Raw genomic sequence first — 15,624 nt, 5'->3', positions numbered from 1 at the left:
TGTCACTTGGGCGGCTGCGCCCGTCGCAAGTCGCGCGGCGTCTGGCCGATCTCGCGGCGCATCCAATACGCCAGGTGTGATTGGTGCGCGAAGCCGGTCAACGCCGCTATCTCGCTCGTGCTGAGATCGCCGCGCCGCAGCAGGACGCACGCCCTTTCCACGCGGCGTCGCAACACATAGCGATGCAAGGTGACGCCCATCGCCGCCTTGAACCATGTGCGCAGATGCGAACTGCTCGCGCCGGCCACCCGGCTCAAGCGATCGATCGAAAGCGGCTCGTCGAGAGCGGCCTCGATGTGTTCGAGGACACGCTTGAGCTGGGCGTCAGACAACCGGTTCGCTCGAATCATGTCAGGGCGATCGAGGCCGAGCAGCCTCACCGCAAGCGCGGCGCCGATGCTTTCCGCAAACAAAGGGCCACTCGGCGCGCCTGCGGCGAGATCGCTCTGCAGCGCTCGAGCCAGATGCTCGATCCGCTGGTCACGCAGCAAATGTCGTGTGTCCAGCCGCGATGCTCGCGCCTTGCCGCCAAGTTCCGCGGCGACCCTTTCCATCAAGGCCGGCTGCAAGACGATCTCCATCGTGTCGAACGGGGTTTCGGCCTCGAAACCGCCCTCCTCCCCGGCCGGCACAAGGTCGATGTCCCCGGCGCGCCTGACGAAATATCGCCCGGCCTGATTGCAGTAGGAACGCGTCGCCGCGCTTGCATGCACCATGATGCGATGGTGCGCCGCGCGGGGCAGCCGATGGACGCCTGCCTCGATATGCCGGCAAACCATCGTGACGTAGGACGAGGCCGGAGCGAATTGCGGAAGCATGCTCTCTCGATTCATGGCGAAACCTGTTCAAGATTTGGCAATTCCCGCGCGATTTTCAACGCCGCGAACCTGTACTCCCGCCTCTCCTTTAAACACGGAAGAGAGGTTGCGATGAGTTCGTATGTTGTTGTCGGCGCGGGCCCGGTTGGTCGCGAGACGGCTCGCCTTCTTGGCGAGGAAGGCCATGATGTCATCCTGACCAGCCGAAGTATCGGTTCGAACGTGTTGCGGAATGTGCGGTCGATACAGGCCGACGCCACGGACGCCTCGGCGCTGTCGCGTGTGTGCCAGGGCGCCGATGCCGTTTTCATGTGTGCCATGGCCACATATCATCGCTGGCCAACAGACTTTTTCCCCATAATCGACGGCACCGTGCGCGCCGCGGAAGCAGTAGGCGCCAAGCTCATCGTGCTTGGAAACCTCTATGGTTACGGCAGGAATGGCGAAAACCCGCTGCGCTCCGACATGCCGCTGGACCCGAATTCGAAGAAGGGAACCGCCAGGACGATCATGTGGCAGCGGGCGGCCCGCGCCAGCGTGCCGGCGATCGAAATCCGGTCCAGCGACTATCTCGGGCACGGCGCGATCAGCTACTTCTCGCTGATCGCTCTGCCCTCCATTATCGAGGGAAAGCCTACAGCTTTCATTGGGGACCTCGACGCAACTCATGCCTGGAGCTTCACCAAGGACGTCGCCAGGACGCTCGTCGCCGCCTCCCGCTACACCAGCGAATGGGGACGGGCGTTTCATGTCCCCTCGCAATACGCCTCGCCCAACGAGCTTATCCGCAAAACCGCGGCGATGCTTGGCCGGGATATTGCCGAGACGCACTCCTACTCCATCCCCGAGATGGAAGCGCTCGGCATGCATGAGCTGATCGAGATGAGGTACCTCTTCGAGACCCCCTTGCTGATTGATTCCTCCGATGCGGAGACGCTTCTGGGCGTTAAGGCCAGCAGCCTCGAGGAGATGATCGCCGACACCCTCCAGGATTATCTTTAAGTCCGGTCGTCAGGCAATCTTCCGCAACTGAAAAAGCCCGCCCCTTGCGGAGCGGGCTGAGCCGGCGGGCCGGACTGGAGGTCAGACGGCCTGCAATCGTTTATTGTTCTATTCGAGACGGCCCGACTATTCGAGATAGCCGGACGGATCGACCGGGGCCGAGTTCTTGCGCACTTCGAAGTGCAGCTTCGGCGCGTCGGTTGTGCCGCTCATGCCCGACAGCGCGATTTCCTGTCCGCGCTTGACCTTCTGGCCGCGCTGCACCTCGATCGAACTGGCGTGACCATAGACCGTGACCAGACCGTTTTCGTGGCGCACCAGCACCGTGTTGCCGAATTCCTTGAGGCCGTCGCCGGCATAGATGACCACACCGTTTTCTGCCGCCTTGACCGGCGTCCCTTCCGGCACGGCGATGTCGACACCATCCTTGCCGCCGCCAAAGCTGGAGATGACGCGACCACGCACCGGCCAGCGCATCTTGCCGATGCCGGTGGCATCCGGCGCGACAGCGTCGTCGTCCTCAGCCTGCTGGATAACCTTGGCGTCCTTCTTCGGCGGCGTGTAGGTGGCGAGCGTCTCCGTCGGCTTTGCCGCCGGCTGGGTAGTGGCCGTCGTCACCGGATCGACCTTTGCGGGCTTGGCGGTGGCGACCGTTGCAGTGCCACCGGCCGGAACCTTCAGCGTCTGGCCGATCTTGAGCAGCCCGTCCTGCATGCCGTTGGCCTGCTTCAGCGCGACGACGCCGACGCCAGTCTTCCTGGCGATGGAGGACAGGCTATCGCCCGACTGAACTGTATAGGTGCCGGCGCCAGCCTTGGGTGCGGCCGCAGCCACCTGCTGCACCGGCTTCTCGGTCTTCGGCTTGTTCGCGGCGGCCGAGGCGTCGACCTGCGCGGCGGATTTGCCGTCCTTGAGTTTCGGCTGCTGCGGCAGCACGGCGACCTTCTCCGGCGCCGGCGCCTTGGGGCTGTTCGCCGGCTTGCCATCGGCAACTTTCGGCTCGGTCCCCTTGCTCGAATAGGCATAGGCCGGGATAACCAGCTTCTGGCCGGTCTTCAGCCCCTTGGTAGCGCTTAAGCCGTTGACCTTCATGATCACATCGGCCGGCACGTGATAGCGCTGGGCGATGCCGGAAATGGTCTCGCCGTCCCTGATGACGATCTCGGTAGCATGCGGCGTGCCGGCGGTCGGCTTCGGCGCGTAAGGCTCATCAGCATTCTTGAACGGCCTTGCCGGCTGGACAGTGCCGGTCGTCATCGTCCTGTCGACATGCGGTGTCGGTGCAAGTGCCGGCGCGGAAGCGGTGCGCATCGGCGCCACCGCCGCCGGCTGGCTTGGCGGCGGTAGTTGCTGGACGGTGACCGGCTCCAGGCTGGAGCGGCTGACTGACTGGGTGTGGCTGCCATCGACCGGTGCTGCAGCGATCGGCGCTGGCGAAACATCGCCCGGATAGGGCTGCGCGGTGCTCTGCTTGTCGATGATGGCGCGCTGATTGTTGGTCGAGGAGGTGAAGACGTCGTCTACACCGTTGAACCGCGAGGCCTGGGAGCTACACCCGGCAGCCACGCCGGCTAGCATGAGGACAGCGCAACCCCGCGACAGAGTACGCCCGTTTGCCTTCAAAACACTGAATTGCATCGCACTAACCCGCACAGACCCGGTACACACTGGTCATGATTAAAGCGCGTTAATGTTACTGGCGGGTTAACCCATTAGAATCCGACGCAAATTTTCTTAAAATATTCGAGCGTGCTGCTAGATGACCGCCGCGACACCGCGCAGGATCGGCTGCAGGCGCACGGTTCCGATATCTTCGCGCTCGAAACGGCTGCCGACCTTGGTCAGCTTGGCCAGCACTTGCTCGCCCTCTTCCGGCCCGATCGGCGCAATGACGATGCCGCCGGACGACAACTGGTCGAGCAGGAAGCGCGGCAGGCTGTCGAATGCCGCCCAGGCGACGATGCGGTCGAACGGCCCTTCATTGGCAAGCCCATTCGAACCGTCCGCCTGGCGCACGACGACATTGCCGATGCCGAGCGCCTCGAAACGTTGCCTCGCCTGCTCGGCCAGCGTCTTGTAGCGGTCTATGCTTACGACCCGCGCCGCCAGCCGCGACATCACCGCCGCCGTGTAGCCCGACCCCGTGCCGATCTCGAGCACACGGTTGCCGGGCTCTATTGCCAACGATGCGATCACCGCCGCCTGCAGGTCGGCGCCTTCGATCGCCTCGCCGCATTCGATCGGCAGCATGCCGTCCGACCAGGCGATGGAATGGTATTGGCCGTTGAGGAAGCCGCGCCGTGGCGTCGCTTCAAAGGCGGCGATCAACGCCTTCGGCACCGCGCCGCGGCCACGCAGGCGCAGCAGGAAAGCGGCAAAACCCTCGCGGTCGTCTAGCGGCAAGTTCATGCAAAAACCTTGTTCATGCCAAAACCTTAATCAGACAGAGCTTTGGTCAGTTGATCGCGGATTTCATGCGCGGTGAGGTCGAGCTGCAGCGGCGTCACCGACACCAGCCGGTTGCGCAGAGCATGGAGATCGGTGCCTTGCTTGCCTTCGACCGGCTCGCGGCCGAAGCGCAGCCAGTAATAAGGCAGGCCGCGCCCGTCCCGGCGCTCGTCGACCCACAGGCTGTGCACCAGCTTGCCTTGCGAGGTGACCACGGTGCCGGCGACCTCGTCAGGCAGGCAGTTGGGAAAATTGACGTTGAGCAGCACGCCGTCGGGCACCGGCATGGCGACGAGCTTCTTCAGCAGCGCCGGCGCCAACGTCTCGGTGGTCTCGTAGGGAACAACGCGATCCTCGCCGACATAGGAATAGCCCTGGCTGAGCGCGATCGAGCGGATGCCGAGCAGCGCGCCTTCCATGGCGCCGGCGACCGTGCCGGAATAGGTGACGTCGTCGGCGATGTTGGCGCCGGAATTGACGCCCGACAGGATCAGGTCAGGCGCGCCGGGCAGGATCTTCTTGACGCCCATGATGACGCAGTCGGTCGGCGTGCCGCGCACGGCATAATGTTTTTCGCCGATCTTCCTCAGGCGCAGCGGCTCCGAGATCGACAGCGAATGCGCATAGCCCGACTGGTCCTGCTCGGGCGCCACCACCCAGACATCATCCGACAGCGTGCGGGCGATGCGTTCGAGCGACGCCAGGCCCTCGGCGTGGATGCCGTCATCATTGGTCAGAAGAATGCGCATTATTTCGATTCGATCTTCGCCAGACCACTCATGTAAGGCCGCAGCACTTCAGGAATGGTTACGCTGCCATCCTCATTCTGGTAGTTTTCGATGACAGCTATGAGAGCGCGGCCGACAGCGGTGCCCGAGCCGTTCAGCGTATGGACGAAGCGGTTGCCCTTGCCGTCCTTGTCCTTGTAGCGGGCATCCATGCGCCGGGCCTGGAAATCGCCGCAGACCGAGCAAGAAGAGATTTCGCGATAGGCGTTCTGGCCGGGCAGCCAGACCTCGATGTCATAGGTCTTGCGCGCGCCAAAGCCCATGTCGCCGGTGCACAGCACCATGGTGCGGAACGGCAGTTCCAGCCGCTTCAGCACTTCTTCGGCGCATTGCGTCATCCGCTCATGCTCGGCCAGCGAAGACTCCTGGTCGGTGATCGAGACCAACTCGACCTTGTAGAACTGGTGCTGGCGCAGCATGCCGCGCGTGTCGCGTCCGGCCGACCCTGCTTCCGAGCGGAAGCACGGCGTCAGCGCGGTATAGCGCAGCGGCAGTTTCTCATGCGCGGTGATTTCTTCGCGCACCAGGTTGGTGAGCGGCACCTCGGCAGTGGGGATCAGGCCCAGTCGGCCATCGCCATGCGGCGTGAAGAACAGATCGTCCTCGAATTTCGGCAACTGGTTGGTGCCGAACAGGACCTCGTCCTTGACCATCAGCGGCGGGATGATTTCCTCGTAGCCGTGCTCGGTCGTGTGCAAATCGAGCATGAATTGGCCGATGGCGCGTTCCATCCGCGCCAGCCCGCTCTTCAGCACGGTGAAGCGCGACCCTGACAGCTTTGCCGCCCGCTCGAAATCCATCATGCCGAGCGCTTCGCCGATCTCGAAATGCTCCTTCACCCAGTTCGGCCGCGTCGGCACCTGGGCGACAATGTGTTTGACGACATTGTCGTGCTCGTCCTTGCCGACCGGAACGTCGTCGAGCGGCACGTTGGGCAGCACCGCCAGCGCGTCGTTCAGCGCCTTGTCGAGTTCGCGCTCGCGCGCCTCGCCATTCTGGATGAAGGTCTTGATGTCGCCGACTTCGGCCTTGAGCTTTTCGGCAAGGGCCGCATCGCCCGAGCGCATGGCGTTGCCGATCTCCTTTGAGGCGGCGTTGCGGCGCTCCTGCTTGGTCTGCAATTCGGTGACGTGCTCGCGCCGCGCCTCGTCTTTGGCGATCAGATCATCGACCGTGGACTGCGCCTCGTCAGCCGACCACGAGCGCTTGGCCAGCGCCTCGACAAGGGCCTTCGGGTTGTCGCGAATCCATTTGATATCAAGCATAGTCAGAAGCTCCTGCGGTAGCATGCCGCCAAAAATGCGCGGCGGTTTGCGCTACGATCTGCTCAAGAATAAGGCTCGAAACGCAGCGCCGATTTAGCGATGCGTTTCAGGCCAGAGGGGGTAAACCGCATCCTTGATCGATGCAAGATCGGGCTTGATGGCGTCAGCGCGGCGAGCCTGTTTCGAGCGGTGAAGGACAGTAGGGAAATTCCGATCCGGTTGCGCCGGAACGGGCTGGAGCGTAGTGTTGCGGCCGCTTTTGGAGCGGCAAAATGGACGATCTGGACTTCGAGAAGCTGAAGGCGAGCGTGGCAGAGCAAACTGAATCCAGCGCAATGCCTCGATCTGTCCGAATTATTGCGACGCTTGGCTCATGCCGACTCGGCGAAATCCCCATCGACACCGGGGCCCAGATGTTCAAACCGAAAACCTGCCGTTCGACACACTCATCTAACCTATCTGCCGAACCCACCTGATACACCGGAAGTGCCATGAGCGGGCCACTGTTCCACAAAATCGATTGCGTGATGCTCAAGGTGGCAGACCTGGATGCCGCTCTGGGGTTCTACTCAGAAGCCCTTGGGCATCCGCTTCTCTGGCGATCGCCAGAGGCAGTTGGACTTGGAATGCCGGGAACGGACACGGAGCTTGTCTTGCATACCGATCTAGGTCCCGAGGTGGATCTGCTTGTGGACAGTGTTGACGCCGCGCTGGAGCGCTTCGTCGAAGCGGGCGGCGCGATTATCAAGAAGCCGTTCGATATCCCCATTGGCCGTTGCGCCGTCGTTCGTGATCCGTTGGCAACGCCTTGGTGATACTTGACCAAACCAAGGGCGCCTTCATCACCGATGTGACCGGGCGAGTGCTGCGCGTCGAGTAAGTCCTAGCGATAGAAGGTCGGCGGGCGTTACGAAAACTGCGTGGATTCCTGTGAATCCACAGGAAATGTAGATTGTGCCAATAAAAAACCCGCCTCGGCGGCGGGTTGTTGGCGCAAGTCAGCACCGTGCCAAAACCTATAGCACAGCTGCCCTCACAAAGCACCCTCCCCGTGCACCGATTCCGAGCCCGGCGCCTGCCTATGTGGAGGATACGTCCGCCGGCTTTTCGGCCACCTCTTCCTCAACCTGCTGCTTCTCGCGCGCCAGCTTCTGCTTGACCTGATCGCGCTCGATGAACCGGGCCGCCCAGATCGACACTTCGTAAAGCAGGATGGTCGGGATGGCCAAACCGATCTGGCTCATCGGATCGGGCGGCGTCAGCACGGCCGCGACGACGAAGGCGATGACGATCGCCCATTTGCGCTTTTCGGCCAACGCCTTCGACGACAGCATGCCGACGCGCGTCATCAGGCTGGTCACCACCGGCAGCTGGAACACCAGGCCGAAGGAGAAGATCAGCGTCATGATCAGGCTGAGATATTCCGACACTTTCGGCAGCAGCGAAATCTGCACCTGGTCGTCGGTGCCGGCCTGCTGCATGGCGAGGAAGAACCACATCACCATCGGCGTGAAGAAGAAATAGACCAGCGACGCGCCCATCAGGAACAGGATCGGCGAAGCGATCAGGAATGGCAGGAAGGCGTTGCGTTCGTTCTTGTAGAGGCCGGGCGCGATGAATTTGTAGATCTGGGTGGCGATCAGTGGAAAGGCGATCACCATGCCGCCGAACATGGCAAGCTTGACCTGAGTGAAGAAGAACTCCTGCGGCGCCGTGTAGATCAGCTCGACCTTGTGCGGATCGAGCCCAGCCCATTGTGTCGCCCATTTGAACGGGATGACCAAAAGGTTGAACAGCTTCTTGGCAAAGAAGAAGCAGACGAGGAAAGCGGCGAAGAAGCCGCCGATCGACCAGATCAGCCGCCGCCGCAGTTCGATCAGATGCTCCATCAGCGGAGCCGACGACTTCTCGATCTCGTCCTTTTCGCTGTCCGTAATGCTCACTTGGCGGCTCCAGCCGTCTTCTTAGGCGCAGGCTTTTTGACCGGCGCAGGCTTCGGGTCAGCCTTTGTAGCTGCCTTTGGTGCAGCAGCTGATTTACTGGCTTTTGCCGGTGCCACCTTGGCAGGCGCTGCCGACGGTTTGGCCGAAGCCTTCGCCGCAGGTGCGGCCTTTGCCGGCGCTGCCTTGGTTGCCGCTGTCTTGCGTGCCGGGGCGTTCGCTTGCTTCGGTGCCGCTGCCTTCTTTGCAGGCGCTTTTTGCGGCGCTGTCGTTGCAGCGGCCGCTGTTACCACGGGCTCGTCGGTCATATCAGGGAAGATCGGCGCTGGCGGGGCAGCGTCCGGTCCGTTGACACCGGGCATCACCGTGGCGCCATTCTTGAGCGGCTCCGCTGCCTGCGGTGTCTCTGCCGCCGGCGTTGAGGGATCGACGGCGGGCTTCGGCTTCATCACTGCATCGACGCCGGAGCGCACATCGGCTGCCGCCTGTTCGAACGGATTGAGCTGCTTGCGGATCTCGGCTGCCGGATTAAGGCCCCTGAGCGTATCGACCGACTTCTTGACGTCGTCGAGTTCGGCTTCCTTCAGCGCCTCGTTGAACTGCTTCTGGAAGTCGGCGGCCATCGCGCGCAGCTTCGCCGTCGTGCGGCCGAAGGTGCGCAGCATATTTGGCAAATCCTTGGGCCCGACGACCACGATCATGACGATCGCGATCACCAGCATTTCGGTCCAGCCGACTTCAAACATGGCAATCTGTTCCGACTAGAACCTTGGGCTCAGCTCTTGCTGGCCTTTTCCTTCACGGCCGAAACGGTCTCGTCGGGGCGGTGCTCGACGGTGCGCTTGTCATCGGCGGTGTCGTCGTCGGCCATGCCCTTCTTGAAGCTCTTGATGCCCTTGGCCATGTCGCCCATCAGCTCGGGAATCTTGCCGCGGCCGAACACCAGCAGCACGATCACCAGCACGATCATCCAGTGCCAAATCGAAAATGAACCCATTGTAACTCTCTCTCGAATGTTTTCCCTGGCGATGATCTATGCGTTTTCGCGTTGGGATTCAAACACAACCGCGACAAAGTTTATGAAGGCGCGGCTTATGTCACGCGTTTTCGGCAAAGCTGCCCGCTACCAATCGGCGCATCTACATCCGGAAAGCGGCTTTTGACAGGCGCTGCCGGGTCAATCTTCCGTGACGCGCGGCGTCAACAGGCCGAGCTCCTCGAGGTCGATGTCGGTCAGCGCGTCCTCATCCTCGGTCAGCGCGTCCGGATCGGCCGGCGGCAGCGGGATGGCGAAATTCGACGGCATGCGGCCGGAAAGCAGCCCAGCCCCCTTCAACTCGTCCATGCCGGGAAGATCGCGGATTTCCTCCAGCGCGAAATGGTCGAGGAAGCTGTCTGTCGTGCCGTAGGTGACCGGACGGCCGGGCGTGCGGCGACGGCCGCGCATCCGCACCCATTCCGTCTCCAGAAGCGCGTCCAGCGTGCCCTTCGACGTCTCGACGCCTCTGATGTCCTCGATCTCGGCACGCGTCACCGGCTGGTGGTAGGCGATGATCGCCAGCACTTCGAGCGCCGCGCGTGAGAGCTTCCTTTGCTGAACGGTATCCCTGCTCATCAGGAAGGCGAGATCGCCGGCGGTGCGGAATGCCCAGGCGTCGCCGACCCGCACCAGATTGACGCCGCGCCGCGCATAGATTTGCTGCAGATCGGCCATGGCAGCGGCGATATTGATGCCGTCGGGCAGTCTGGCTGTGAGCTGTTTTTCACTGACCGGCTCGGCGCTGGCGAACACGATCGCCTCGGCCATGCGCACGGCTTCCGCCATATGCAGCCGCTCGCCAGGATTCATGGGCGCGTTCTGGGGCGAATTGTGGGTCTCGGTCGGGTCCTGGGCGATAATGCCCTCCTCCGTCTCTTCTTCGACCTTGAACGGAATGACCGAAGCGTTGGCGCGTTCGCTCATGATGCCACCTCAACTGCCTTGATTGCCGATGCCCGGTGGTCGCGCAGATAGATCGGCGCAAATGCCTGCTCCTGCCGCACATCAATCTGGCGCTCGCGCACCAGTTCCAGTGTCGCGGCGAACGAACTTGCGATCGCCGTGCGCCGTTCTTCCGGGCTCGTCATATATTCTATCAGGAAGCTGTCGAGCGTCGTCCAGTCACGCATCGAACCGATCAGCCGGGCCAGGATGTCGCGCGCATCCTTGAGCGACCAGACGCCGCGCCTGGCGATCGTCACATTGGTGATCGCCTGCTTCTGGCGCTGCTGGGCATAGGCGGTGAGCAGATCGTAGAGCGAGGCCGAATAGGCGTTGCGCTTTTCGACGATGACCATTTCGGGCATGCCGCGCGCAAACACGTCGCGGCCGAGGCGGTTGCGGTTGACCAGCCGCGCCGAGGCGTCGCGCATGGCCTCCAGTCGTTTCAGCCGGAATTGCAGCACCGCCGCCAGTTCCTCGCCGCTCTCGCCTTCCTCGCCGGGCTGCTTGGGGATCAAAAGCTTCGACTTGAGGAAGGCCAGCCACGCCGCCATCACCAGATAGTCGGCGGCAAGCTCGAGCCGCAGCGCCCTCGCCGTCTCGACAAAGGTCAGATATTGCTCGACCAGCGCCAGGATCGAAATGCGCGCCAGATCGACCTTTTGTGTGCGGGCAAGGTGCAGAAGAAGGTCGAGCGGACCTTCGAAACCGGCGACATCGACGACCAGCGACGGATCGCCGGTGACGCGTGAATCGTCGTTCTCGGCCCACAGACGGTCCATCGGTGCGGCCTTCGCAGCCTTGCTGTCCAATGTTTCCGCCACTTGCCCCTTTGTCTCCTGTCTAGGCCACTGCGTCAAAATAGGTGGCAAACTCGGCGCGTATCTCGGTTTCGTCGGCCCGGTCACGATCCCTTATATAGGTCAGCGCCCGCTTGGCGCGTTCCAGCGACGTGCCTTCAAGTCCTCTGGTTCGCGATGCGATGCCCGCCATCTCCTCGAAAACGCCATTGCAGTGAAGGACCAGATCGCAGCCCGCCGCAAGGATCGCGGCCGCCTTTGTCGGGAAATCCCCAGAAAGTGCCTTCATCGAAGTGTCGTCGCTCATCAGAAGCCCGTCGAAGCCGATCTCGCGGCGAATGATCTCGTCGATGACCTTGCCCGACGTCGTCGCCGGGTTGTTTGGATCGATGGCGCTGTAGACAACATGCGCCGTCATCGCCATCGGCAGATGGCTAAGCTCCCGGAACGGGGCGAAATCATGCCGCTGAAGGTCGCTCAGCGAGGCATCGACCACAGGGAGTTCGAAATGCGTGTCGGCAAAGGCGCGTCCATGGCCCGGAATGTGCTTCATGACCGGCAGCACGCCGCCCGACATCAGCCCTTCCGCCGCGGCGCGGCCAAGTTCGATGACCGGGCGCGGTTCCTTGCCATAGGCGCGCGCGCCGATAACGTCGCTGGCGCCCTCGATCGGCACATCCAGCACCGGAAGGCAATCGGCCGAGATGCCGTAGCGCAAGAGATCGAAGGCATGCAGCCGCGCCATCAGCCAGGCGGCACGCGTGCCGGCATCATGGTCCTTGCGCCACAATGCGCCGAGCGCACCGCCGGCCGGATAGTTCGGTGCCAGCGGCGGCCGCAGGCGCTGCACCCTTCCACCTTCCTGGTCGATGAACACCAGCGCATCGGGGCGCCCGATGCAGTCGCGCATTTCGGCGACCAGATCGCGGATCTGCTCGGTCTCACCGATGTTGCGCGCAAACAGGATGAAGCCCCACGGGCATTCATTGCGATAGAAACGGATTTCGTCGCGAGTGAGCGATTTCCCGGCACAGCCGAGGATCATGGATTTTGATTCGGTCATCCCTTGAGTTTAGGGCTTCGCGCCGTCAAAGGGAATCACCCCCGACGGCAAGCGCCTGAACCGCTTGCTCATCCACATGAAAAAGCCGGCGCGACCCCTTGGGACGCGCCGGCTTTGATAATTGGATCAGGTCTTAGCGCGACACGAAGCAGTTGCCGCCGGCAGCCTTGTAGCTGGTGCACAGATTAATCGCATCATTGCGCGACTGCGCCGGGACGCGGACGCGGTAGAAAGTGCCCTTGCCGGCGATCTCGGCCTTGACGATGTTGGCGGTGCGGCCGGCCAGCACGCTGCCGTAGCGGCGCTGCAGGTCGGCATAGTTGGCCTGGGCGCTTTCGACCGTCGGCTGCGAAGCAATCTGCATCGACCACGAACCGCCTGATGTCGAAGCCGTCGCCGGAATCGAGGCAACCTGGTCGGGCTTGACCTCGCCGACCACGTCGACCGGCTGGTCGGACGGGCGCTGCGGCGCCACGGCAACCGTCTCCGGCGTGTTGGCGGACTGGGTCTCAACCTTCGGCGCGGCCGCCGGCTTCACCGGCTTGACCGGCTTGGCGGTCACGGCACTGGCCTGGTCGCTGTTTGCCTGATCGGTGGCGGGCGCCACGGTGCCGGTCTGCTCGGCATCGGCTGAAGGGGCGACGTGCTGCGGCGCCGGGTCAAGCGGCTCGGCCGCCGCAATTTGCGGCGCGGCCGGCGCCGGATCCTCGCGTGCCACCAGCGAGCCGTCAGGCTTGACCACCATGGTCCGCACCTTGCGCGGGGCAACGGCGACCGTATCGGGGTTCTTGTCGGCTTCCTGCAGAACCTGCGCGATGCGGTCCTCGGATTTGGGCGCGGGTGCTGCAGCCGCATCGGGATTGCCGGCAGCGTCGGGGTTTCCGGCGGCATCTGTGCCCGGGGCAGCGTCGGTCTCGTCGGGCGACAAATCGACAACGCGGCTTTCCGGCTCCTTTGCCTTCACATCGACCGGCTCTTCGGTTGATGTGACCAGCTTCTCCTGCACCGGCTCGGCCGGTTTGGTGCCCTTAGCGACCGCGTCATAAACCTTGTTGTCCTGGTTCGGCACGACAGCGCCGCCCGGATTTTCCGGCTTGACCTTGATCGGGGTGTTGTCTGCCTTGACGATCACGGGAGCGTCGCTGCCGCCCTTGCCGCCAAACGACAAGGCAAAGGCGCCGAAGCCACCAATGACAGCCACCGCACCGACGACGGCTGCGATAAACAGGCCGCTTCGGCGCGGCTTTGCCGCTTCCTGTTCGGCAAGGCCCGGCACCGTCATCGCCTCGTCCAGGTCCGGATCGTAGTCGAGTTCGTCGACCGAGAAATCGTCGGCCTGCGAAACCGGCTGACTGCCGGGCAAATCGCCCATGTCGAAGCCACCGGCTGCATAGGCAGTTTGCGCTGCGGCGGCAGGCGCATCGGCGGGCTGCGCCGCATAAGCGCGCTGGTCGAGCTCATGGCCCGAACTGAAACCGGAGCTGTAGGAATCGTCGTCATAGGCGGCGCTGCGCGTGGCCGCAGGCGGCGGCGCCACTTCCACCGCGTTCATGTCGGTTAGCAGGCCGGCGAATTCGGCGTCGATATCGTCATAGGCCGCCGGCTCGTCTTCCTGGAAGCTGAGCTCGGGAATATCGAGGTCGTCGGCGATCGCCACCACGCGCTCCGGCACATCGACCGTCTCGACATCCGGCATCTCGTCATAAGCCTGAGGCGGCGCTTGGCGCGTCGGCGCCGGCGCCACATGGGCGGCCGCCGCGACCGGCTGGTCGCGATAGGTTGGCACGGCTGCCGCAGGCACGGAAGGCTTTTCTGCAAAAGAAGCTTGGGGCTGCGCAGCAACGGAAGGCTGGGCGGGGGTCGGGGTCACGCGGCTCCACGAACGCGCCGGCTCCGGCGGCGTCGAGCGCCAATCGCCAGCGGCCGGTGCGGCTGTGTCGTCATCACCGAGATCGATGCCTTTGGCCAAGGCCGCGTCGAAGGCATGATCGTCGAATTCGATCTCAGGCTCATGGCCCTCGAGTTCACCGGCAAGCAGATCGTCGAATTCGGCATCGTTCTTGGCCGCGGCGGCTTGAGGAGCCTGCGCAGGCCCGTGTTCGTCCAGGTCCCAGTCAAGATTGTCGGCAGGAGCCGCCGGCGCCGCGGCGGACCGCTGCACCGGCACGACAGGCTCATAGGCCCGTGTGGGCTCGATGACTGGCGCCGGCCGTGGTGTGGTCATCGCGCCAAGCAGCGCGTTGAGTTCATCTTCCAAAGTCCGTTCCTCAGCAGCCGGCGCGGCCGGGGTCGCCACAACGGTGGGCGCCACAATAGCGGGCGCTACATAAGCGGGTGCGATTGGGGCTGGCTGGACCGGGGCGGCGGCGACCTCGGCAGCCGGCTCGTGGTCGGCAACCGCGTCGTCGATGCTCAGGTCGAAATCGTCGAACGCTTCGTGCGCCGCCTCATGAGAGGGGCTTGCCTCCGCAGTCCACGCCGGCGTCTCGTCGACTTCCGGCGCATCCATCTCAACCGGGGCGCTGGCCTCCAGATCGCTGACATCCAGATCGCGCTCTTCCGGAGCCTCGGCTTCAACAGGCTGAGCTTCGAAAGCCTGAGGCTCGAAATCCTGGCCCGCAAAATCCCGGGCAGCGAAATCCATGTCGACATCGGCCACTGCGTCGTCGAAATGGTCGGAAAAATCCTCATCGGCAACAGCGTGGTCGCCGGCATCGACGACCCCGGTTGCCGGAGCGGCATACTGGTCCTGCGCCGGCACATTTCTGTCCAGCGTCAGTTCGTCTTCCAGCGACAGCGAGACGGCATTGTCGAAATCATCGTCGAATGCGACATCGTCAGCAGGTGCAGCAGCAACCTCGGCGACACCAGCGCCGTGTTCGACGTCATCCGTCGCATCGCCATCGAGCCGCAACCCCTGCTCGAGCGAAGCGGCAAGCTCGTCGTCCATGGGCAGGTCGTCTTCGAGCGGCGACACGTTTTCCAGCGAACTGGCGACAGCCATGTCGTAATCGTCATCGAATGCAGGCTCGTCGAATGCAGGCTCGGCAAACGAAGGCTCGGCGGCTGGCGCCACGGCCTGCGGGCGAGCGCCAAAATCATGATCGGCGGCGTCGTCGAACACGAAATCATGGTCCAGCGAAGCGGCAAGCGCATCGTCCATCGCGGCATCTGAAGCCGGCTCGCGACTCGCGGCGGCAGGTTGGTGAAGCTCGGGAGTTGGCTGGCTAACCTCCATGGAGGCGAAGTCGTCGCCGAGTTCGCCCATCAACTCCTTCTCGAGGTCGATGTCGAAATCGCCCTCGTCCGCAACCTTCTGGACGACCGGCGCCTTTGGTTTGACCGGCTGGCGTGGATCGAAACCCATGATCCTGGTCAGTTCCGCGAACGGATCATCCTCGGCGATGTCGTTGTTGTCGGCTGCTCTCAGCTGGGTTCTGTCTGCCATTATTGTTCCCGAACTCGCACTCATTCGGACGCCATGGACGTCGCGCAGGGTTGGCCCTTACCAGCGCAATG

15 protein-coding genes are annotated in these 15,624 nt (G+C 63.3%); 3 read left to right on the top strand and 12 right to left on the bottom strand.

Annotated elements, in window-relative coordinates:
- Positions 1-2 precede the first annotated feature (2 nt).
- Positions 3-818 carry a helix-turn-helix domain-containing protein gene (locus AC04SG_RS16125; RefSeq protein ID WP_488551849.1) on the bottom strand — a complete coding sequence of 272 codons (816 nt, stop codon included), beginning with the start codon at positions 816-818 and terminating at the stop codon, positions 3-5.
- On the opposite strand from AC04SG_RS16125, the gene AC04SG_RS16120 reads away from it, so the two are divergent.
- Entirely contained in the window at positions 708-1,820 is a 1,113-nt protein-coding gene (locus AC04SG_RS16120; RefSeq protein ID WP_488551848.1) for an NAD-dependent epimerase/dehydratase family protein, read from the top strand. The two genes, AC04SG_RS16125 and AC04SG_RS16120, sit on opposite strands and share 111 nt — an antisense overlap.
- A gap of 126 nt (positions 1,821-1,946) precedes the next feature.
- Here AC04SG_RS16120 and AC04SG_RS16115 read toward each other — a convergent pair whose 3' ends face one another.
- From AC04SG_RS16115 to serS, 4 genes are all read right to left on the bottom strand, one after another.
- Positions 1,947-3,458, bottom strand: a complete 1,512-nt coding sequence (locus tag AC04SG_RS16115) for a peptidoglycan DD-metalloendopeptidase family protein (protein ID WP_488551847.1) — start codon at positions 3,456-3,458, stop codon at positions 1,947-1,949.
- Positions 3,459-3,575: 117 nt separating this feature from the next.
- Entirely contained in the window at positions 3,576-4,229 is a 654-nt protein-coding gene (locus AC04SG_RS16110; RefSeq protein WP_192257302.1) for a protein-L-isoaspartate(D-aspartate) O-methyltransferase, read from the bottom strand.
- A gap of 26 nt (positions 4,230-4,255) precedes the next feature.
- Positions 4,256-5,017, bottom strand: coding sequence for a 5'/3'-nucleotidase SurE (gene surE, locus AC04SG_RS16105; protein ID WP_488551846.1), 762 nt, complete (start codon positions 5,015-5,017; stop codon positions 4,256-4,258).
- Positions 5,017-6,321, bottom strand: a complete 1,305-nt coding sequence (gene serS / locus AC04SG_RS16100) for a serine--tRNA ligase (RefSeq protein ID WP_488551845.1) — start codon at positions 6,319-6,321, stop codon at positions 5,017-5,019. The genes surE and serS overlap by 1 nt, the downstream gene beginning before the upstream one ends.
- 272 nt (positions 6,322-6,593) lie before the next feature.
- On the opposite strand from serS, the gene AC04SG_RS16095 reads away from it, so the two are divergent.
- Both AC04SG_RS16095 and AC04SG_RS16090 read left to right on the top strand, forming a co-directional pair.
- Positions 6,594-6,797 carry a hypothetical protein gene (locus AC04SG_RS16095; protein WP_488551844.1) on the top strand — a complete coding sequence of 68 codons (204 nt, stop codon included), beginning with the start codon at positions 6,594-6,596 and terminating at the stop codon, positions 6,795-6,797.
- Positions 6,798-6,812: 15 nt separating this feature from the next.
- Entirely contained in the window at positions 6,813-7,136 is a 324-nt protein-coding gene (locus AC04SG_RS16090) for a VOC family protein (RefSeq protein WP_488551843.1), read from the top strand.
- Between the two features lie 264 nt (positions 7,137-7,400).
- Here AC04SG_RS16090 and tatC read toward each other — a convergent pair whose 3' ends face one another.
- The 7 genes from tatC to AC04SG_RS16055 all read right to left on the bottom strand — a co-directional run bounded on the left by tatC (position 7,401) and on the right by AC04SG_RS16055 (position 15,553).
- Entirely contained in the window at positions 7,401-8,264 is an 864-nt protein-coding gene (gene tatC, locus AC04SG_RS16085) for a twin-arginine translocase subunit TatC (RefSeq protein ID WP_488551842.1), read from the bottom strand.
- Positions 8,261-9,007, bottom strand: a complete 747-nt coding sequence (gene tatB, locus AC04SG_RS16080) for a Sec-independent protein translocase protein TatB (protein ID WP_488551841.1) — start codon at positions 9,005-9,007, stop codon at positions 8,261-8,263. Before tatB ends, tatC begins: the two co-directional genes overlap by 4 nt.
- 29 nt (positions 9,008-9,036) lie before the next feature.
- Positions 9,037-9,258, bottom strand: a complete 222-nt coding sequence (locus AC04SG_RS16075) for a twin-arginine translocase TatA/TatE family subunit (protein ID WP_023667688.1) — start codon at positions 9,256-9,258, stop codon at positions 9,037-9,039.
- Between the two features lie 180 nt (positions 9,259-9,438).
- Positions 9,439-10,224: an SMC-Scp complex subunit ScpB gene (gene scpB / locus AC04SG_RS16070; RefSeq protein ID WP_488551840.1), complete on the bottom strand. Its 786-nt coding sequence runs from the start codon at positions 10,222-10,224 to the stop codon at positions 9,439-9,441.
- On the bottom strand, positions 10,221-11,024 hold the full coding sequence (locus AC04SG_RS16065) for a segregation and condensation protein A (protein ID WP_192257679.1): 804 nt from the start codon (positions 11,022-11,024) through the stop codon (positions 10,221-10,223). The genes scpB and AC04SG_RS16065 overlap by 4 nt, the downstream gene beginning before the upstream one ends.
- Before the next feature lie 61 nt (positions 11,025-11,085).
- Positions 11,086-12,105 carry a beta-N-acetylhexosaminidase gene (nagZ, locus tag AC04SG_RS16060; RefSeq protein WP_488551839.1) on the bottom strand — a complete coding sequence of 340 codons (1,020 nt, stop codon included), beginning with the start codon at positions 12,103-12,105 and terminating at the stop codon, positions 11,086-11,088.
- A 133-nt stretch (positions 12,106-12,238) separates the two neighbouring features.
- Positions 12,239-15,553: an SPOR domain-containing protein gene (locus AC04SG_RS16055; protein WP_488551838.1), complete on the bottom strand. Its 3,315-nt coding sequence runs from the start codon at positions 15,551-15,553 to the stop codon at positions 12,239-12,241.
- Between the last annotated feature and the right edge of the window lie 71 nt (positions 15,554-15,624).

The sequence above is a fragment of the Mesorhizobium sp. CNPSo 4684 genome, from assembly GCF_057784315.1.
The sequence above is the reverse complement of the archived record's forward strand: the minus strand, read 5'-3'. Positions and strand labels throughout refer to the sequence as shown.